The organism is Nesterenkonia haasae (assembly GCF_010119385.1).
Taxonomy (GTDB): Bacteria; Actinomycetota; Actinomycetes; order Actinomycetales; family Micrococcaceae; genus Nesterenkonia; species Nesterenkonia haasae.
Genome location: NZ_VFIE01000019.1, coordinates 241,531 through 260,582 on the forward strand (window position 1 = coordinate 241,531; position 19,052 = coordinate 260,582).

Annotated in this window: 19 protein-coding genes; 8 read left to right on the plus strand and 11 right to left on the minus strand. The window is 59.7% G+C overall.

Features of this window, described 5'->3' with window-relative positions:
* Nucleotides 1-94: 94 nt before the first annotated feature.
* The 7 genes from FH975_RS07780 to FH975_RS07810 all read left to right on the plus strand — a co-directional run bounded on the left by FH975_RS07780 (nt 95) and on the right by FH975_RS07810 (nt 6,601).
* Nucleotides 95-1,489 (plus strand): TrkH family potassium uptake protein, encoded by a 1,395-nt coding sequence (locus FH975_RS07780; RefSeq protein WP_328821823.1) that lies wholly within the window; start codon nt 95-97, stop codon nt 1,487-1,489.
* 22 nt (nt 1,490-1,511) lie between these two features.
* The gene (locus FH975_RS07785; RefSeq protein WP_328821839.1) at nt 1,512-2,150 is read left to right on the plus strand and encodes a potassium channel family protein; all 639 of its coding nucleotides are present in this window, start codon (nt 1,512-1,514) and stop codon (nt 2,148-2,150) included.
* A 106-nt stretch (nt 2,151-2,256) separates the two neighbouring features.
* Nucleotides 2,257-3,633: a hemolysin family protein gene (locus FH975_RS07790; protein ID WP_162320835.1), complete on the plus strand. Its 1,377-nt coding sequence runs from the start codon at nt 2,257-2,259 to the stop codon at nt 3,631-3,633.
* Entirely contained in the window at nt 3,630-4,670 is a 1,041-nt protein-coding gene (locus tag FH975_RS07795; RefSeq protein WP_162320836.1) for a CNNM domain-containing protein, read from the plus strand. Before FH975_RS07790 ends, FH975_RS07795 begins: the two co-directional genes overlap by 4 nt.
* Before the next feature lie 93 nt (nt 4,671-4,763).
* Entirely contained in the window at nt 4,764-5,906 is a 1,143-nt protein-coding gene (locus tag FH975_RS07800; RefSeq protein ID WP_162320837.1) for an acetoin utilization protein AcuC, read from the plus strand.
* A gap of 248 nt (nt 5,907-6,154) precedes the next feature.
* Entirely contained in the window at nt 6,155-6,253 is a 99-nt protein-coding gene (locus FH975_RS07805; protein WP_081652675.1) for a 30S ribosomal protein bS22, read from the plus strand.
* Nucleotides 6,254-6,325: 72 nt separating this feature from the next.
* Nucleotides 6,326-6,601, plus strand: a complete 276-nt coding sequence (locus FH975_RS07810; protein ID WP_162320838.1) for a glutaredoxin family protein — start codon at nt 6,326-6,328, stop codon at nt 6,599-6,601.
* On the opposite strand, the gene proC is transcribed toward FH975_RS07810, so the two are convergent.
* From proC to FH975_RS07850, 8 genes are all read right to left on the minus strand, one after another.
* Entirely contained in the window at nt 6,576-7,415 is an 840-nt protein-coding gene (proC, locus tag FH975_RS07815; protein ID WP_162320839.1) for a pyrroline-5-carboxylate reductase, read from the minus strand. The genes FH975_RS07810 and proC overlap by 26 nt on opposite strands.
* Complete coding sequence (locus FH975_RS07820) at nt 7,412-10,570, minus strand: type I restriction endonuclease subunit R (protein ID WP_162320840.1); 3,159 nt, start codon at nt 10,568-10,570, stop codon at nt 7,412-7,414. Before FH975_RS07820 ends, proC begins: the two co-directional genes overlap by 4 nt.
* Before the next feature lie 110 nt (nt 10,571-10,680).
* Nucleotides 10,681-10,947 carry a type II toxin-antitoxin system RelE family toxin gene (locus FH975_RS07825; RefSeq protein ID WP_162320841.1) on the minus strand — a complete coding sequence of 89 codons (267 nt, stop codon included), beginning with the start codon at nt 10,945-10,947 and terminating at the stop codon, nt 10,681-10,683.
* Nucleotides 10,944-11,219 carry a type II toxin-antitoxin system RelB family antitoxin gene (relB, locus tag FH975_RS07830; RefSeq protein WP_162320842.1) on the minus strand — a complete coding sequence of 92 codons (276 nt, stop codon included), beginning with the start codon at nt 11,217-11,219 and terminating at the stop codon, nt 10,944-10,946. The genes FH975_RS07825 and relB overlap by 4 nt, the downstream gene beginning before the upstream one ends.
* A gap of 215 nt (nt 11,220-11,434) precedes the next feature.
* A complete protein-coding gene (locus FH975_RS07835) occupies nt 11,435-12,235 on the minus strand; it encodes a hypothetical protein (RefSeq protein ID WP_162320843.1) in 801 nt (266 codons plus the stop codon).
* Between the two features lie 230 nt (nt 12,236-12,465).
* Nucleotides 12,466-13,611 carry a restriction endonuclease subunit S gene (locus FH975_RS07840; protein WP_162320844.1) on the minus strand — a complete coding sequence of 382 codons (1,146 nt, stop codon included), beginning with the start codon at nt 13,609-13,611 and terminating at the stop codon, nt 12,466-12,468.
* The gene (locus FH975_RS07845; RefSeq protein ID WP_328821824.1) at nt 13,608-15,170 is read right to left on the minus strand and encodes a class I SAM-dependent DNA methyltransferase; all 1,563 of its coding nucleotides are present in this window, start codon (nt 15,168-15,170) and stop codon (nt 13,608-13,610) included. Before FH975_RS07845 ends, FH975_RS07840 begins: the two co-directional genes overlap by 4 nt.
* Nucleotides 15,171-15,282: 112 nt before the next feature.
* On the minus strand, nt 15,283-15,954 hold the full coding sequence (locus FH975_RS07850) for a hypothetical protein (RefSeq protein WP_162320846.1): 672 nt from the start codon (nt 15,952-15,954) through the stop codon (nt 15,283-15,285).
* Between the two features lie 77 nt (nt 15,955-16,031).
* Here FH975_RS07850 and FH975_RS07855 point away from each other — a divergent pair, with 77 nt between their 5' ends.
* Nucleotides 16,032-16,655 (plus strand): TetR/AcrR family transcriptional regulator, encoded by a 624-nt coding sequence (locus tag FH975_RS07855; protein WP_162320847.1) that lies wholly within the window; start codon nt 16,032-16,034, stop codon nt 16,653-16,655.
* Nucleotides 16,656-16,739: 84 nt separating this feature from the next.
* On the opposite strand, the gene FH975_RS07860 is transcribed toward FH975_RS07855, so the two are convergent.
* The 3 genes from FH975_RS07860 to FH975_RS07870 are packed head-to-tail and all read right to left on the minus strand — an operon-like array spanning nt 16,740 to nt 19,045.
* Nucleotides 16,740-17,129: a hypothetical protein gene (locus FH975_RS07860; protein ID WP_162320848.1), complete on the minus strand. Its 390-nt coding sequence runs from the start codon at nt 17,127-17,129 to the stop codon at nt 16,740-16,742.
* 52 nt (nt 17,130-17,181) lie between these two features.
* Nucleotides 17,182-17,937: a sugar phosphate isomerase/epimerase family protein gene (locus tag FH975_RS07865; protein ID WP_407938623.1), complete on the minus strand. Its 756-nt coding sequence runs from the start codon at nt 17,935-17,937 to the stop codon at nt 17,182-17,184.
* A gap of 46 nt (nt 17,938-17,983) precedes the next feature.
* Complete coding sequence (locus FH975_RS07870; protein ID WP_162320850.1) at nt 17,984-19,045, minus strand: Ppx/GppA phosphatase family protein; 1,062 nt, start codon at nt 19,043-19,045, stop codon at nt 17,984-17,986.
* Nucleotides 19,046-19,052 lie beyond the last annotated feature (7 nt).

Here is a 19,052-nt window from a genome sequence, read left to right on the forward strand (position 1 = left end):
CGCTGCGGCGCTCAAGCGACCGCTGACCGCTCAAGGTTGAGGCTCGGCTGGAAACAGCCGAGCCTCAACTCGTCTGGGGGCGTACTATGGCCCCGTGCCACAAGGGGACGTCGAACTGCGCTACGAGCGCTCACTCTGGAAGAGGACCACAGGACTGCTCACCAAGGTCCTGCAGTCCTCCCCTCCCCGCACGGCGCTTTTGGTCTTCGCTCTGGTGATCGGACTTTTCACGTCTTTGCTGATGATGCCGTGGGCCACACCGGGCAGAAGTTCAGCTGCTGTGCACGATGCCATGTTCGTTGCCACCTCAGCCGTCACCGTGACAGGCCTGACGCCCGTCAACACTGCCGACCACTGGACGCTCGGCGGCCAGATCGTCATCCTCATTGGGATTCAGGTCGGGGGTCTTGGCATCATCACCATGGCAGCTCTGCTCGCTGTCTCAGTGACTCGTCACCTAGGTCTCCGCACGCGCCTGATCGCTCAGGAAGGCATGTCCACCGGCCGCCTGGGAGAAGTCGGACAACTGCTGAAGACGGTCGTCATATGCTCCGCAGTGGTTCAAGCCGCATTGGCCGTGGTGCTGATTCCTCGCCTTATCGCACTGGAGGGCGATGTCATCCGCGGTGCCTGGTATGGGCTCTTCTACGCCATCAGCGCCTTCAATAATGCTGGTTTCGTGATTCATTCAGATGGGCTTGGCGGCGTGGGCAACGACCCCCTGGTGGTGTGGACCGTCATGATCGGAGTGTTTCTGGGCAGTCTGGGCTTTCCAGTGCTCTACGTACTGTGGAAGTTCCGGTGGCACATCAAGCGCTGGAGCCTCCACGCCAAGCTGACCCTCGAAGTCACCACCATCCTGCTGTTCATCGGCGCAGTGGTCTACGCCGCGCTGGAGTGGAACAACACTGCCACGATCGGCGATATGGGCTGGCTGGAAAAACTGCAAAGCTCACTCTTCGCATCAGTCAACATGCGCTCCGGGGGGTTCGCAGTGGTGGAGTCCAATCTGGAATCGTCGGAGACGATGCTGATTTCGGATGCACTGATGTTTGCTGGCGGGGGGTCTGCCTCAACCGCAGGGGGTATCAAGGTCACGACCATCGCGGTGATATTTCTTGCATTCCTCGCCGAAGCACGCGGTCACGAGGAGTCCAGTGCACACGGCCGGACCATTCCCGCACAGGTGGTGCGGGTCGCCGTCTCAGTCGTCGCCATGGGCGCGACCGCAGTGCTGCTCTCGACACTGGCGCTGATGATCGTCAGCGGCCAGGATGTGGAACGTCCGCTCTATGAATCGGTCTCCGCCTTCGCCACCGTGGGACTGACATCCGGGCTGACGGAAGAGCTCCCACCGTCGGGCCTTTATATCCTTACGGTGCTGATGTTCACTGGACGTGTGGGCATCATTACTTTCGCGGCGGCTCTCACCGTCCGCCAGAACCGAGTTCGATACCGTTATCCAGAAGGAAGGCCGATCATTGGCTAAGAATCAACAGGCCAACAAGCCGGTGCTGCTGATCGGCATGGGTCGATTCGGCATCGCTCTGGCCCAACAGCTGGTCGACCAGGATAAGGAAGTCCTGGCCGTGGACCGTCATCGCGGCCTAGTCCAGAAGTACGCCGATACGCTCACGCACACCGTAGAGGCAGATGCCACTGACATTGAGGCGCTGCGTCAGCTGGGGGCGGAGGAGTTCGAGTCCGCAGTCGTCGGCGTCGGCACCTCTATCGAGTCCAGTGTGCTGATCGCAGCGAACTTGGTTGACCTAGGCGTTAACCAAGTCTGGGCCAAGGCCATCAACCCCACCCACGGCAAGATCCTCACCCGGATTGGCTGCCACCACGTGATCTACCCTGAGCACGACGCCGGCGTCCGGGCCGCCCACCTGGTCAGCGGCCAGATGATGGACTTCATCAAGTTCGACGACGACTTCGCGATCGTCAAGATGAGGCCGCCGAAGGCACTGCAGGGCAAGACCATTGATGAGTCGCAGCCGCGCAAGTGCTTCCAGATCAACGTGGTGGGCGTGAAGTCCCCGGGCAAGGACTTCGTCTACGCCCAACCGGATACCAAGGTCTCCCCGGGGGACACCATCGTTGTCAGCGGCGACGTCTCACAGCTTGAATACTTCGCTGACCACGCGTAGGCCACGAACAGCGCGAAGCGGTATCATCTTTATCACTTACTAGTCATCTTCCAGGAGGTGCTTCCACTTCAGTGGAAACCGATAAACGCCGGTCAGCAGAAAACCTATGCTGACGGCGGTTCTGACTCTCGCCGCGGGAGTCGTACTCACTCTCATCATCATTGCGGCCAACGGATATTTCGTCGCTCAAGAGTTCGCATACATGTCCGTGGACCGAAACAAGTTGCGTGGACAAGCTGCCAAGGGCGACCGGGGTGCTGAAAAGGCTCTCAAGATCACCCAACGCACCTCTTTCATGCTCTCCGGAGCTCAGTTGGGGATCACGGTTACCGGACTGCTGGTTGGCACAGTCGCGGAGCCGCTCATTGGTCAGTCGCTAAGTGTGATCTTCGGCGGCGTCGGTGTTCCGCCCGCCGTGAGTATCACTGTCGGAACTGCCGTCGCTCTCGCACTCTCGACCGTGGTTCAGATGATCTTCGGTGAGTTGTTTCCCAAGAACTACGCCATCGCCAATCCAGGACCGCTGGCACAGTCGATGGCTGGGTCAACCAGGATCTACCTGATGCTATTCGGATGGCTCATCAGTATCTTCGATGTCGCCGCCAACGCTCTGTTGCGAGTGATGCGCATTGAGCCCGTCCACGACGTCGACTCCAATGCCACCGCTGAGGATCTGGAACACATCGTCTCCAACTCGCGAGACACCGGAGAGCTCCCCGAGGACCTTTACCTGGCGCTGGACCGGGTGCTGGACTTTCCGCAGCACGACGTCGAACACGCCATGATCCCTCGATCGCGGGCAGATAGTGTCCACCCGCGCTCTGAAGTAGGCGAGGTCCGCCTTCTGATGGCAACCGGGCACACCCGCTACCCCGTCGTCGACCAGCATGACGAACCTGTCGGCGTCGTCCATCTCCTTGATGTTCTCAGTTCACAACTCCAGGACAGCGCCCCAGTTACTGAACTCATGCGCGAACCCATTATTGTCCCGACCGTGATGCCACTGCCAGAGGCTGTTAAGAAACTAGAGGAGACGACGTCTGCCATGGCGTGCGTCATCGACGAGTACGGGGGATTCGCCGGCATCGTCACTCTGGAGGATCTTGCCGAGGAGATCTTCGGGGAGATCACGGACGAACACGACGACGAGGAACCGGCTGCGATTACTGAGGTGACCGACGGTGAGTGGGTAGCGGATGCTGACGTGCACTTGGATGAAGTCGAACGAAAGATGGGCTGCCAGCTCCCAGAAGGCGACTACGAGACCCTCTCCGGACTGCTGATGACCCAGGCAGGAGACCTTTTGGACGTCGGAGAGGTCGTTAAATTCGGAATGCCACCCGCGCCGTCCGACTACGGCGAAGATTTCATTGTGCGCCGCGAACTGCATGTGACTGTTCTGAGTATTGACCGGCACGTTCCTCATCGAGTTGCCCTCACCATCGCCCACGCACCAACCGCCGAACGTGAGGAGACGAAGTGAACGCCGTCGTGGTTGCTGCTGTGACGGTCGCGCTGATCGTCCTGTCAGCGTTCTTCGTCGTCATCGAGTTTTCTCTTCTCGCAGCCCGCAGGCACCGCTTAGAAGAGACAGCAGAGTCCAGTGCGGCCTCCCGAGCCGCTTTGCGCAGCCTCAATGAACTGACCATCATGCTCGCTGGTGCCCAGTTGGGCATCACGGCGTGCACATTCGCTCTCGGGGCCGTGACCAAACCTGCAGTGCACTACGCGATGACGCCTCTGTTCACCGCATGGGGGCTTGCACCGTGGGTCGCTGATGCTGTGGCCTTCGGCCTGGCCCTAGTTTTGGTGACCTTCCTCCACCTAGTTGTGGGTGAGATGACCCCGAAGTCCTGGGCCATCGCTCATCCCGAGCGCTCCGCCCGGCTCATCGCTCTGCCCGCCCGAGCCTTCATCGGTCTCTTCCGACCTCTGCTGACGTGGATCAACCGCATGGCCAACAGGCTCGTCGCCGCAACTGGGGTCGAGCCCATCGACCGGGCGGCCGCAGCCGGCTACGACTCTCAGACCATTCAACGCCTGGTGGAGGACTCAACTCGTGCCGGTGTTCTTGATGAGGCATCCGGATCACAGATCTCACGCATCATCGGCCTGGAGTCGCTGACTGTGGACGATGTGCTGGCCACACGGACCACGGTTCCCACTCAGGTGCCTGCCACTGCCACGGTGCGGGACATTCAACGTGCCGCCGAACGCAGCGGACACCTAAGGATATTGATCGCCCCACAGAGAGACCAGAGACCCCAGGTAGTGCACGTCAGAGACACCCTTGAAGCGTCTCAGGAAGATCTGGCGGAATCACTCGCCCGGCCTGCTTTGGTCGTGGCGGCTGGCACATCGGTCTATGAAGCTTTTCAAACTATGCGAGAAAACAGCGAACAGCTGGCCGTCATTCGGGAACAGCGCCGGTTGCTCGGAGTGATCACATGGGCGGATGTGCTCAAGCAGGTTTGGCCTGCCGTCGAGGAGCAGCTGACCGATTCGTCTCGCGGGCGTTGACGCAGCGCCAGCACTGTGCCGTAAGCTCTAAAGGTGATTTCCAGCTCAAATTCTGCATCACCCCTGACCACTGTGGTCTGGGACCCTGAGCTGATGAGTCATCGGTTCACGGACTCGCACCCGATGGACCCGGTGCGGCTTGATCTGACTGAGCGGCTCAGTCGCAACTTGGGAATCTTCGACGCCGCCAACATCACCCTCACTGCCCCAGACATTGCAGACGATGATGCTCTGGCCGCTGTCCATGACCGCAGCTACATTGCTGCGGTCAGTTCCTGCTCCGAGACCGGAGAGTCATCAGCGGAACACGGATTGGGCACTGATGATGTCCCAGTCTTCGCCGACATGCACACCAGCGCGGCGCGTATCGCCGGCGGAACACTGCATCTGGCGCAGGAACTGGTCGCCGGGCGTGCGCTCCACGGGGTGAACTTCGCCGGCGGAATGCACCATGCCTCCCGCAGCCGGGCGAGCGGCTTCTGCATCTACAACGATGCTGCGCTAGCCATCCAGCATCTCTTGGACAGTGGTACCAGACGCGTGGTCTATATCGATGTGGACGCCCATCACGGTGACGGCACCCAAGGCATCTTCTACGCCGACCCTCGTGTGATGACCATTTCTCTGCACCAGAGCGGTGCAACCATCTACCCGGGGACTGGCTTCCCGAATGAGACCGGCCAGGGTGACGCGCTTGGCACCTCCGTCAACGTCGCACTGCCTCCCACTACCGGAGATGCTGGGTTTCTCAGGGCCTTCCACGCTGTGGTCCCAGCCTTGGTGCGCGCCTTCGACCCTGAAGTGATCGTGTCCCAGCACGGCTGTGACGCTCACGCTGACGACCCGCTGACCGACTTGACCATGAGCGTAGATGGCCAGCGCCAGCTCGCCCTCGACATCGGTCACCTCGCCGATGAATTCTCGGAGAACCGGTGGATCGCCACCGGCGGCGGAGGTTACAGCATCTACCAGGTGGTACCACGGGCGTGGGCCCACCTGACGGCAGTGGCCGCGGGCACCCCGATTCCTTTGAACACCCCCATCCCGGGAGCCTGGCGAGATTACATCGCCCGGACCTTCGGGGTTTCGGCACCGGAGAGCATGAATGATGACGCCCAACTCTGGTGGAGAACCTGGGAACTCGGATATGACCCCGAGGACGCAGTGGACCGCGCCATTATCCAGACCCGCAAAGAGATCTTTCCGCTGCATGGGCTCGACCCCTGGTTCGACTGACCCCCGCCCACGCAAAGCGTCTCGGGATGTGGGAAACTCGTCTCCTTTCGACCGCAGTTTCCTACATTCAGCGACGCGCTGTTCACCGCTGGCACTGCGATGCGATAGTGCTTCCAGCGGCTTCGCCCGTAGCACCTCATCTGCTCTAGTTAGCCCTTCACCACTTGAGTCGGTAGACTTCCCCAAGACCTTTTTGGCCTACGGGGCAGGTACTTGCTCCACCCACCGACGTAAGGACTGTTCACCCTATGGGATCAGTGATCAAGAAGCGCCGTAAGCGCATGGCGAAGAAAAAGCACCGCAAACGTCTGCGGAAGACCCGCCACCAGCGGCGCAATAAGAAGTAGCAACTTCACGCACGGCCCCGGCTCCGGCCGGGGCTTTTGCGTGTGCGGACCTAACCGTCATAGGAGAAACCCATGTCTGAGTCCCCCGAGGTAGTCGTTGACCTGCTCACCACACCGGGCTGCCACCTCTGCACAGAGGCGCTCAGGGTCTCAGCGGAGGTTTGCGCAGAGTTCGGCATCACCGTTCAAGAGACCAATATTGAGCACGACGGCGCCCTCCGCGCCCAGTTTGCCGAAGAAATTCCAGTCCTGCGCATCAACGGCAGGGTCAGAGACTTCTGGAAGATTGACCCCGGCCGACTGCGCCGGTTGTTGGCGGAGGCTACGGGCGCTGCAGCTGGTGAGTGATCTCCGCAGCCCGTGCGGAGCTGGCTTTGGCGCCAGCGCGGATCGTTGAACCCATCTCGGCGGAGTCAAACGTCTCAATCGCCTTCTGGGTGGTGCCATTAGGGCTCGTGACGTTGCGGCGCAGCTGTGCGGCGTCGTTCATCCCCCGGTTCTCCACCAGCATCTTCCCGGCTCCGTAGAGTGTTTGGGCGGCTAAATCTGCGGCGATCTCGGGGTCCAGGCCCATCTCAACCCCGGCAGCGGCCATATGCTCGGCCAGGTAGAACGCGTAGGCCGGACCTGACCCGGCCACTCCAGTGAGCGCACCGATCTGTTCCTCTGTCAGCACGTGCACAGTGCCGGAGGCCCCCAGCAGCTCAGCCACTGTCTGCGTCTGTTCCTGACTCACATGTGAGCCTGCGGCGAGGCCCACTACACCTTCACCGACGGACATCGGAGTGTTCGGCATGGCGCGGATCACGGACTGGCCTTGTCCGAGAGCGGACTCCATCATCTCTAGGGTTACCGCAGCTGCTACTGAGACCACGACTGCCTCAGGCTTCAGGGCGTCTTTGATCTCTGCGCAGAGCTCCACGATCTGGTGGGGTTTCACACCGAGGAAGACCACATCCGCCTGAGCTGCTGCAGTGGTGTTTGCGGCGGCGTCGTGTTCCTCAGCGAGCATGCGTACCCCGTACTGCTCCGAGCGCTTCTGCGCGGACTCAGCGGAGCGTGAGGTGGCGACCACATCTTCGGCAGACACACCTGATCCCAGGAGCCCGGCCAGAATGGCCCCGTTCATGGAGCCCAGCCCCAACATGGCAATTTTGGTCATTGCTTCACTCCTGAATATGTGGCGGTCAGTTGCGCCTGGTCGAGGACAAGGTCAATGGCGTGCTCTTGGTGGTCGGGTGGATACCCATGGATGGCCAGCAGGCGCCTGAGTCTAGAACGCATGCCAGCTTTGACTGAGTCTCGATTCTGCCAGTCGATGGTCACCGATGACTGCACTGACTGGACGAGGTCTACGGTGATGTCGCGCAGCTTTTCATCACCCATCTCAGTGACAGCCGAGCCGTTCTGCGCGAGTGCGTCAAAGAAGGCGAGCTCCCCCACGGAGAGCTTCAGCTGTTCAGCGCGCTGCTCTTCACCCTTCATCTCTTTGGCGACCTTCACCAGTTCGGCAATGACTTCCGCGGCGCTGAGAGCCTGGTTGGTGTACTTGTTGACCGCGGCGTCGAGCATTTCGGAGAATTTCCGGCCCTTGACCACATTGGTGCGGCGTACGGTCTTGACTTCATCGTTGAGTAGCTTCCGGAGCATGGCCAGGTGGACGTGTTCCTTGTCCTTCTGAGCTGCGAGCCGGTTGAGGAAGTCTTCGTCCAGCAAGGACAGCTCCGGTTTCTCCCTGCCCTCGAACCCATAGACATCGATGACTTGGTCTGCCGTAATTGCCTGGTTGACGATCTGGCTGATGGCAGTGTCGAGGTCTTCCGCACCTGAACCGCCAGAACCGGACTCGGGTGCCTGAAATTTGATGATGGCGGCGCGTACGGCGGTGAAGAGCGCGACATCATCGCGGATTCTAGCGGCCTCATCACTGGCTCCGCAGAGAGCGAATGCTCTGAGGAGGGCCAGGACCTCATCTAGGAAACGCGCGGTGAGGTTCTTCCCCTCAGATGTGTCAGCAGCGCCTCTCTCCAGCACGTGGTTGATCACTCGCTGATACACGTCGAGGCGTTGCACGTCACGCATCTGGGGCGTGACCTGGTGGTCCACGCCGTGGAGCATGGCGGTGACCACGTCGTACTTTTCCTGCATGATGGCGACCATCTGTTCAATGGGCACCCCGGTGGTCTCCCGGTCTGAAGGTGAGTATTCGGCGAGGGCGTCTTGGAGTTTGGTGAAGATGCCGATGTAGTCGACAATCAGTCCACCGGTTTTGTCTTTGTAGCGCCTGTTGACCCGGGCGATGGCCTGCATGAGGCCAGCACCCTGCATGGTTTTGTCCACGTACATGGTGTGCATGGAGGGCGAGTCGAAGCCGGTGAGCCACATGTCTCGGACGATGACCAGTTCCAGGTCATCTCCGGGGTTCTTCGCCCGGGCCTTGAGTTGGTTGCGCTGTTTCTTGTCGTAGAGGTGCGGTTGGAAGTGTGCAGGGTCAGCGGCCGAGCCGGTCATGACCACTTTGATCTTCCCCGCGGACGGGTCTTCGGAGTGCCATGCGGGGCGGAGGGTGGTGATTTTCTTATACAGCTCGACGGCGATGCGGCGACTCATGGTGACGATCATCGCTTTGCCCGCCATCTCGTCCCGCCGGGCTTCCCAGTGCTTGACGATGTCTGCGGCCACCAGGTCTAGGCGGGCCTCAGAACCAACCACAGCTTCTAAGCGCGCCCATTTGCTCTTGGCTTTCTGCGCTGCGGATTCTTCCGCTTCCCCGGTGATCTCTTCAGTGAGCTGGTCGAGGGCTTCGAGGTCGTCCTTGTCCAGGTCGATCTTAGCCAGCCGGGATTCGTAGTAAATCCGCACGGTGGCCTCATCAGCGACCGCCTGTGAGAGGTCGTAGACGTCGATGTAATCGCCGAATACGGCTTTGGTGGACTTGTCGGTTGATTCAATGGGTGTGCCGGTGAACCCTAGGTATGTGGCATGCGGCAGAGCATCGCGCATGTACTTCGCTAGACCACCAGTAAATTTTCCGCTCTTCTCGTTGAATCGGGTCTGCAGACCGTATTGCGAGCGGTGGGCCTCGTCGGCGATGACCACCACATTGCGTCGATCAGTAAGGAGGCGTTCACCGTCAACGTCTCCGCCAAATTTCTGCAGGGTGGTGAAGATGATGCCGCCGCTGGTCCGGCGCAGTTTCTCTCGAAGATCTTCGCGCGTCTCGGCTTGTACGGGCTGTTCGGGGAGCACTGATGCGGGTGCGAAGACTTCTTCGAAGAGCTGGTTGTCCAAGTCTTGGCGGTCCGTGAGGAAGACCAGTGTCGGGTTAGCCATGCGCGGGTCGGTCAGAATCTTTCCGGCGAAGAAGACCATCTCGAAGCTCTTGCCTGAGCCTTGAGTGTGCCAGACGACCCCTCCGCGCTTGTCGCCTTGAGGCGAGGAAGCGACGACGACCGATTCGACTGCCTTGTTCACCGCCCAATACTGGTGGTACTTGGCCACCCGTTTGACGATGATGTTCTTTGCCTGACCACTCGATGTTGAGGTGGTCTCTTCGGAGAAGACGATGAAGTTAGCCAGCAGATCCAGGAACCGCTGTGGAGAGAAAACTCCCTTGACGAGGACATCGAGCGAGGCGGTTCCGGTGGCTGTCTCGGTCCCATCGATGGTCTTCCACGGAGCGTAGTGTTCGAATCCGGCGCTGAAAGTACTCATGGAGGATGAGGACCAGTCGCTGATGACGGTTACTGCATTGGTGGTGAACAGTGAGGGGATGTCCTCGCGATAGGTCTGGATTTGGTTCCAGGCAGATTTGAGGCTTGCGCCTTGGGTGGAGGGGCTCTTCAGTTCGAAAAGGGCCACGGGGATTCCGTTGACGAAGGTGAGGACGTCTGGGCGCCGGACGCGGTGTTCGATGACGGTGAATTGGTTAACTGCGACCCAGTCATTCGCTTGCGGATCGTGGAAGTCGACGAGCCTCAGCCGTTTGGTGCGCTGTTGGCCGCCGTCGCTGTAGGCGACGGGTACACCGTGGAGCAGGAACTCGTGTTTGCGCATGTTTTCCAGGATGAGGTCCTGGTGTTCAGCGCGCAGGAACCGTTTGGCGGCTTCATTGTGGTGCTCGGCGGTGGCCTCTGGGTTCAGTCGCGCAATCGCGTCTTCGAGGCGGCCGGCGAGGATGGTCTGCAACCATTCGTCGCGTTCCGGGCTGAGGGAGTCAGGGGCGATGTCTGGTCCATGAAGAATTTCGTAGCCGAGTTGGCGCAGTTGATCGAGTGCAGCGTTTTCTACGGCTTCCTCGTTGTAGGCGAGCCCCATGCACCCTCCCTCAAGGCCTCAGGCGGTTGCCGACTACTCTACAAGCAGGTCAGAGACGGTCCTCAATTTTCCGGGTTCAGTGATCGCGCATTGCTGGCCATGGATAGCTCCTAGCCGTCGTAGATTTCCCGGCGGTGGCCAAGGTCCAGGGCGATGATGACGAGCTTCTCATCCTGGATATCGCAGATGATCCGGTAGTCTCCGACGCGGTAGCGCCAGTACCCTTTCAACGGTCCAGCCAGAGCCTTGCCGCGGGTGCGGGGATATTCGAGTGAGGCCAATGCGCGCAGTGCGTCTCTGAGCCTGCGGGCCACTTGGAGGTCAAGCTTCTTGAGCTTTCGTTGAGCGGCAGAGTCGAGTTTTACTCTCCAGATCACTCGACCTCATCCAGAATGCTCATATCCACCGGCTCGTCCTGGATTCCCAGCTCTCGCTCAACGTCTTCCAGTGGGACGGTCTCACGGCGTCCAGCGCGGATGTCCTCGGCGCGCTTAGCGATGGAGTATTCCCATTCCAGGCGGTCCAATCCAGTGGTCACCAACTCGCGCAGGTAGAAGGACTTGGACCGGTTGGTCTCAGCCGCCAGGCGCTCGAGACGCGCGTCCACATCGGCGGGCAACCGAAGTGATGTAGGAACAGCGCTAGCCATGATTCCTCCTAGAGAACTACATGTAGTCACAAGTATACGCAGCAGCGTCATCCGGGCGGTGCGGCAACGGTGGTGTGCAATCTGGTCGGCTGCACCTCACCAGACGCGGGGTGCACCTCTGCACGCAATAGGCTCACTGAGCTATTGCTTCCTTCGCGAAGGTAGTGGAAGTCAAACACGAAAGCACATCAGATGTGGCTGACACGTCCGTTCAACTACTCCGTGGGATCGGCCGGGGCTTCACTGGTCGCGTCTGCTGAATCTTGGTGCCCCCTCCGTGAAGGTTTCGATTCGGCCGCACGCTCCTCTTGACACTCCCGGGATTTACTTGCTTTCGCTGCATCCTTGGCGTGTCCATCCCGCGAAAACACCTTGATCCCACCGTGGATGTCTTCATTCCACTTCTTGTGAGTATCGCGGATATCACGAAGCGCCTTGGCCGCGTGGTGGACACCCAAGACTTCCGTGTAGATGCGCGCTTCGTAGGGGTGGAGATCAATTACAACGTCGCTGTTTCGACGTTCGCCCTCTAGACTTTCGTATGTGACGACGCCCCTGTAAATCATTGGCATGTCGGCTCGCCCTGCTCGAGCCGTCGCGACGTCAAACACCGTTCGCCATTCCTGACCCGGCGCCAAAAAAGAAATCGCCTCGGGAAGTACAACTGCTTCAACGCCTTCTGCGCCGTTCGTTCGGTTCAAGGCGGGTTCGAATGAGACCTTTATATTGCGACCGGCTGTCTGCCCAAAGTTCTTCACTACCAAATCGTGGATATGGGAACCTACACCGTTCCCTTCGAGGTAAGCCACCACATAGGGCTGAGACTTCTCGCGTTCCAACGCTTTGGACTGTTCGCGGGCTGATGACGCTTCCCCCAACTGCCCCTTCGCAATGCAAAGCGCAACGGCAGCAATAAGAAATGTGAGAGCGGACGTGACAGAGCCTATCCAATCCGCGGCACTCGGCCCATTGTCCTGGAGTGCCTGCACCAGGTCTGCCACTTGTTCATCAGTCATATATCAAGTCTGCCAAAGACCATTACAATCACGGACTTCGACGCCCCGGACTTGTTTCGAATGAGTCTGACCCGTAGCGCACGAGGTTGAAAAACCCCGAGGCATAATCCCCGAGTAGACGCGCATGGCGCCGAAGGTCAAGCACGAGGTTCGAGACCCGGACGAAATCTCGCCAACCCTCAGCGTCCTTGACATCCGGCAAGCATGCAGCCACTTCGCACTCGACAATGTTACTGAGAGACGAGAACCGCTGCAGCTTCAGGCACGCGAATACGTCCAGACAGCAGCTCGGGAAGCAGCGCATCGCGCAGCGACCCCAACTTCATGTTTTCTTCGGTCAGGGATGTGATCTCTGAATCCAACGAAGCCAATCTGGCTTCCAACGAATCAATCTCCCGCATCTCAGGCCACGGAACTGGGGCTGACGTCAAACTCTGTCTATTCATGGAACCAAAAACGGTCCCTTCTTGCTCAAAGGGACGCCAAACTGAGTCTGCGGCCAGTAGTGCGTAAAAGCAGACACTGGGGTACTTGCTTGTGACTGAAGCTAGCCCGCGCCCAATACAACAGAGTTCTGTCGCGCGATTGAGACGCCCTACTGGCGCGCGAACAGAAATAAGGGTCGCGTTCGCACCGGCTGTTCGAACGGGCTGGTGGGTCCAGACCCTACGAGAAGGGTGACGAACCCCGAAATCCCTGACTCCCTGATAGAAGGGCAACCCCACTCGGTCCTCGTTGTATGTACTTCCCGGTGGAGAGCTCCCCATAGTTACGTTGGCAACGTCGGAAAGCACTCGTTTTGCACCCACTGAGTCGCGGAACAGCGACTCCCCTAGACTCGCCGCGATGTCGACCGCTCTGCGGTTGGAGTCGATCTTGTCGTCGAGGGCGCCCAGCGTTGCCGCGATGCCCCTTTGCTCGTGTTTGGGCGGTGATGGAATCGGCAGCTCTTGTAGGAGATCCATTTGGAGTCGCCCAGTGCCGTGTCCTGCCTCATCAACGAGGTCAAGGACTTCTCGCGACTGAGCTCGTACGGCGTAGGCCAGAAAGAGCGGATCAAACCGTTCGTGAGGGAGAACTGCTTTGCAATCCTGCCCGAATGCGACTTCTCGGTCAGTGATCCCCATGCGGAACTCAGTTTTTAGGCTCATCCCCCTTACCACCATTAGAAGAGTCCCAGGTGGAACCAGCCGGGTGCCATTCTCTGCACCGAGTCGTGAGACTCTGCGCTCGGCGTCCCGAATGCGAAATTCTGTCAAGGAAGCCGCGCTCAGCCAAGGAAGGTCACCACCCCAATATGTGGGTTCAGATGTTCGAGGCGTCCCGCCAGAGAGCCAGCGACCAGCATCACCAAACCGCACCGTCGCCCAACTCACCCCAAACTCCCCAACCGCTCGCGGATGGTTTGCTCGAGGGCGCGGCCGCGGTCGAATTCGACGTAGAGCTCGGTTGTGAGACGTGTGATTTTCTCGTCAATGGGTTCGTCGTCGACTTCGACCTCTTCCGCGCCGACGTAGCGTCCGGGAGTGAGCACGAAATCGTGCTTGGCAATCTCTTCTAGGCCCGCTGCTTTCACGAAGCCGGGGACGTCGCTGTACTCACCGTCCTTATTTCTCCAGGAGTGGTAAGTATCCGAGATCTTCGCGACGTCGTCATCATCCAGGACGCGCAGCTTGCGAGACGCCATAACACCCAGCTTGCGGGCGTCGATGAACAACACCTCGCCTTGACGCTCCCGGTGCCCGTTGCCGTGACGGTTCTTGGAGAAGAACCAGAGGCTCACTGGGATACCGGTGTTGAAGAAGAGTCGGTCCGGCATCGCGACAATGCAGTCGACTACTTCATCCTCAACGAGCTTGCGGCGGATATCTCCCTCTCCCCCGGACTTGGAAGACAGACTGCCGTTTGCCAGCACAATTCCCGCGGTACCGTTCGGCGCCAAGTGATGAATGAAGTGTTGGACCCAAGCGAAGTTCGAGTTGCCTTTGGGCGGCAGGCCATACTTCCACCGTGGATCATCGGCCAGCTTGGGATGGAACCAGTCATCCTGGTTGAATGGCGGGTTCGCGATCACAAAGTCTGCTTTGAGATCCGGGTGTAGATCCTCAGTGAAGGAATCTGCGGACTTGTTGCCCAGATCGGCCTCGATACCACGGATCGCCAGGTTCATCTTGGCGAGTTTCCACGTGGCGTGCGTGTACTCCTGCCCATAGATGCTGATGTCCCTCTGGTTGCCCCCATGGGCAGTGACGAACTCTGCTGACTGGACGAACATGCCGCCGGAACCGGACGCAGGGTCATATACCCGACCCGCGTACGGCTCCAACATCTCCACCAAAGTGCGAACTACAGACCGTGGCGTGTAGAACGCACCAGCGTCCTTACCTGTCTCTTTACCGGCGAATTGCCCGAGGAAGTATTCGTACACTCGGCCGAGGACGTCGTCGGCCCCGTGATCCTGTGAGGCGGTGAAGCCAATGTTCCCAACGAGGTCAACGAGCTGGCCCAATCTCCCCTGATCGAGTCCCTCCCGGGCGTAGTTCCTGGGAAGCACTCCACGCAGGGTGGGGTTCTCCTTCTCGATGAGGTCCATGGCGGAATCGATGAGTTCGCCTATGCCTGGTGTCTTGGCTTGCTCCTGCAGATACTCCCAGCGGGCGTCCTCCGGGACCCAGAAGACGTTGTGGGATGTGTACTCATCCCGGTGTTCCAAAAACTGAGCCAGCTGCTTGGACGGAATGCCCTCCTCGCGGAGCTCAATCTCAAGGTGTTCACGGCGTTCGGTGAACCGGTCAGAGATGTACTTTAGAAAGATCAGTCCCAGCACTACATGCTTGTACTCGCTGGGTTCCTGGTTGCCGCGCAGCAGATCTGCTGCTTCCCAGAGCCGCTGCTCGAGAGTCTTGCTGTCACTGTTCTTCTTGGTCTTTACCACGATCATTCACCCTATCGGGAAGAGAGGTAATCGTCCTGGTCCGGGAAAATGGTGTCACTCTCGCAGGTCTCCGAACCTAACCGTCAGTACAGTCAGGATACTAATCACGCTCTTACCCAAGCACACGGTAGAAGGCCGGCAGCGCGCGCATGTCATGGCGCTTGAGCGCGCCGCGCACGAGACGGTGAAAGCTAGGGCGCAGGAGCTGGGACAGCAAGAACACTGGAGGGGGTGAGTTGAGTCGAACATAATTGATCAACTCGTAGGGCGAAGCAGAGTTGGCTGGGGTGAGGGCGGTGGAATTATCCACACCGATCGTGGAGGTGTACCAGTCGGTCAGACCCTTCCACACGTCCACCGCATTGGCGCTAGATGGAGCCGTGAAGTGGTTGAGCAGGAAAGTTCCGCGCAGAGTTGCTTCAGTGTCACCGATCTTTGCGGCATTGTTACCGACGAGGCATTCAGTGCCTCCTAGTTGGGCGTACTGCTCACTGTCCCTCAAGCTGCCTAGATCATCGAAATCGGGCGTTCGGATAAGCAGTGCGAAGTCGTGTCTCGGCACTCCAGGCAGGGGTGGCACCAAGTGCGCGCGCAGCACCCGTACCGACTCGACGTCGGCGCGATTCTTCAGCTCAGCGGCCGCACCCAAAAGGTGCTTCGCGTAAGCCCGCCGTCGCTGAGTGTTGCGGAAGATCGGGCCCCGATTTTTCTGAACCGTGAAGGTCACATAGATGAACCCATGTGTTTCGGAAGCGATCAAGGGAAGTGGAAGGCGTTCAGCCATGAGTTTCTCCTTCAAGTAATGAGTGAGTGCCCACTCAGAATATCATGAGTGGGCACTCACTCATATAGAATGGGAGGATGTCTGCGAATCAAGCGATGCGCGAACGATTGGTGGTCGCCGCACTGGAGTCCATGCGTACCCGTGGGGTAGCCGGGACCACCACAAAGTCTGTTGCGCGTCTGGCTGGCGTGGCTGAAGGCAGCATCTACAATCACTTCGCCAATCGGTCAGAGCTGATCGTCGAGGCATTTTCACAAGCCACAGGTGATTTGCGGCAACACGCGCGTAGCTTGAGTGACATGGTTGGGGTCCGCACGGTAGAGGACAATATCGTCGGCCTTATGGAAGCTATCGTTCATTTCTTCCGAGAGTTCTCGCCGATGTTGGGTTCAATTTTGGGTGATCCCAAGCTCCGCGAATGGCTCACACGAGCAGAACTTAGGGACGCAGACGGCGAGACACTCAGTCCTGCGACGGGCATCAAAGAGCTGGGCACATACCTCGAGAAGGAGCATGGTGAAGGCAGACTCCCTTCTCGCCCATCGTGGCCCGCCGCTGCAGCTATGCTCATCGGTGCCTGCCAGCAGTATGTGTATTTAGAGCAGTTGACTCAAGGTGGCATTCATCAAGTGATGCCGACTCCTGAGCGAAGTGACGCCGAGTTCGCGGCGGAAGTTTTTGCCACCCTGTTCGGCCAGTGAGGCTGGCATCTAGCACGGACCGAATTCATGCCCGAAGCCACCTGGCACGCATCATCGCGTGGCCCAGCATTGCCTAGACACGTGCTACTGATCGCGGAGTTCGCGGCGGGCCTGGCCGATGATTCGATCGCGGCGAAAGATCCGTTCCAAATGCTCCAGCTGGGCGTCCACTTCGGGCTTGCCTGCAGAGAAGGACTCCAGGGTCTCCCGGTAGCGCTCCTCGAAGAGTGTCCAGTCCTCGGCCTCGAGGCTGGGAGCGACCTCTCTGAGCTCCTCGATGGCGCGCTGGGCCTCGGTGCCCTGGGCGTGGGCCTCAGCGGTGACGTCGGCAAGCAGCTGCAGCAGCGCTGAACGGTCCAACAATCCGGACTTTTCCTCATCATCGCGGTAGAGCCAATTGATCCCGTAGAGGAAAAACAAGAACACCAGCACCGACCCGAAGGCCAACAGCAGTATCTCCCACCACTGATCCACACCGCTCCCCTTAAATCGTCTTCGCCGTGGTCCAAGAGTCTAGACGATGCCCTCAGACCTGGCCGAGGTGTTTACGGGCGAACTCCAGTGATTCCGCCAGCATTCGTTCACGGTCTCCCACTTCGCGGGCAGACCGGGTGGCGACCTCTACAGCTACCGCGCCCTGGAACCCGTTGCCACCGAAATCGGGCTGTGCGAGGAGCTCGATGGCCTCCACTACCCGCTGGTTCCCATGGCCGGGCACCAGGTGGTCATCTTTGAAACCGTTGGACCAACCATCGGTCAGGTGCACATGCCGCAGCCGGGACCCTAGTTCTTTCACAGCTTCATAGGAGTCGTCCTCTGCTGTGGCGGCGTGGGAGAAGTCCCAGGTCACATGTCTGAATCCGTGAGGTACGGGATTCCAGTGCGGGAGGTACATAGTGGCCTCACGCCCGCCGGCCCGCCACGGGTACATGTTCTCCACCGCGACCATCACGCCGGTGCGCTCCTCGATCTCTTTGATACCGGAGGCGAATTCGGAGGCATAAGTGCCCTGCCACCGGAAAGGCGGGTGCGCAACGACCACATCGCACCCAACCTGCTGGGCCAGCAGAGCAGACTTGCGGATCTTGTCCCAGGCGGTGCCCCATACCTGCTGGGTGAGCAGAAGGGTGGGGGCATGAATGGACTTCACCGGCATGCCGAACCGCCACGCCCATTCGTTGAGCACATCAGCCTGTTGGGTTTCAGCCCGATGGGTGACCATGATTTCCACGCCGTCGTAGCCCAGGTCTTCAGCTATGGAGAACGTTTCGGCGACTCCCATCGGGTAGACCGAGGAGGAAGAGAGCGTCACGGGGATGCGCGGCAGCTCAGGCACTAGCATGCTCCACGGCGATCGCCTTCACATCCTTATGGGTCGGTCGGCGCAACTCGGTGGCCAAATCCACGTGACCCACTGCAGGGGCATGGGAAATCTGCACATTGACCTCCCTGGCCAGGGTGTCAAGGCGGCGCAGGATCAGGCCCTCCCGCAGCGCCCATGGGCAGATGGTCAGTTCCTCGATCCCGAAGGTCTTCATCGCTGTCTCCGCCACGAGCGCACCTGCGAACACCTGGTCCGCTCGCATCTCTGAGACTCCGGGAAGCTTTGCACGTTCCTTGGAGGGCAACTCCGCCAACTGCTTGACCAGCGGTTTGAGGTCTTTCAACGCCAGCGTCCGCTGGACATAGGGTCCCTCTGCCGAAGGCTCCGCACCGGTCAGTCGGGCCAAGGAACGGAACGTCTTGGACGTGGCGGTGACTTCCAGCTGCTGTTTCAGCTGCGGGAATTCGCGCCGAGCCGCCTCCATCTCTTCGCGCACATAGCTCTTGAGCTCTTTGACCTCAGTCTTGCTCGGTGGGGCACCGTCCTGCATGGTGCTGGGCAGGAAATCCCGGGTCAGCCGGCCTGCGCCCAGTGGAACCGACAGCGCCGTGGACGGCATCTCATTCTGGCCATAGGCCAGTTCCAGTGATCCGCCTCCAATGTCGAAATTGAGGATGTGACCTGCCGACCAGCCCCGCCAACGCCGTACGGCGAAGAACGTCATGGCTGACTCCTGGGAGCCGGTGAGTTCAGTCAGTTCCACATCTGCCGCCGTCTGCACGCGGCTGATCACCTCAGCACCATTGGGCGCCTCACGAATAGCAGAGGTGCAGAAACTGAGCATGTCTTCGGCCCGGTGACGGGCAGCGAAGCGCACCGCCTCGGAGATGAACCCAACGAGTTCCTGCTGGCCCTCCTCCGTGATGGCACCTGAGCTGTCTAAGAACTTCACCAGGGACAACGGGCGCTTATGCGAGGCGAACGCCGCGGGCTTCGCCCCGATATAGGCATCCACCAGCAGAAGATGCACGGTGTTGGAGCCGATGTCTAGAACGCCGAGTCGCATGAGATAC

Excerpts from the sequence above, each read along its gene's own strand:
- FH975_RS07790 (WP_162320835.1), top strand. The coding sequence starts at position 2,257 with ATGCTGACGGCGGTTCTGACTCTCGCCGCGGGAGTCGTACTCACTCTC.
- FH975_RS07855 (WP_162320847.1), top strand. The coding sequence starts at position 16,032 with ATGTCTGCGAATCAAGCGATGCGCGAACGATTGGTGGTCGCCGCACTG.
- FH975_RS07850 (WP_162320846.1), bottom strand. The coding sequence starts at position 15,954 with ATGGCTGAACGCCTTCCACTTCCCTTGATCGCTTCCGAAACACATGGG.
- FH975_RS07810 (WP_162320838.1), top strand. The coding sequence starts at position 6,326 with ATGTCTGAGTCCCCCGAGGTAGTCGTTGACCTGCTCACCACACCGGGC.
- FH975_RS07820 (WP_162320840.1), bottom strand. The coding sequence starts at position 10,570 with ATGGGGCTCGCCTACAACGAGGAAGCCGTAGAAAACGCTGCACTCGAT.
- FH975_RS07870 (WP_162320850.1), bottom strand. The coding sequence starts at position 19,045 with ATGCGACTCGGCGTTCTAGACATCGGCTCCAACACCGTGCATCTTCTG.
- FH975_RS07800 (WP_162320837.1), top strand. The coding sequence starts at position 4,764 with ATGAGTCATCGGTTCACGGACTCGCACCCGATGGACCCGGTGCGGCTT.
- proC (WP_162320839.1), bottom strand. The coding sequence starts at position 7,415 with ATGACCAAAATTGCCATGTTGGGGCTGGGCTCCATGAACGGGGCCATT.
- FH975_RS07835 (WP_162320843.1), bottom strand. The coding sequence starts at position 12,235 with ATGACTGATGAACAAGTGGCAGACCTGGTGCAGGCACTCCAGGACAAT.
- relB (WP_162320842.1), bottom strand. The coding sequence starts at position 11,219 with ATGGCTAGCGCTGTTCCTACATCACTTCGGTTGCCCGCCGATGTGGAC.
- FH975_RS07805 (WP_081652675.1), top strand. The coding sequence starts at position 6,155 with ATGGGATCAGTGATCAAGAAGCGCCGTAAGCGCATGGCGAAGAAAAAG.
- FH975_RS07865 (WP_407938623.1), bottom strand. The coding sequence starts at position 17,937 with ATGGGAGTCGCCGAAACGTTCTCCATAGCTGAAGACCTGGGCTACGAC.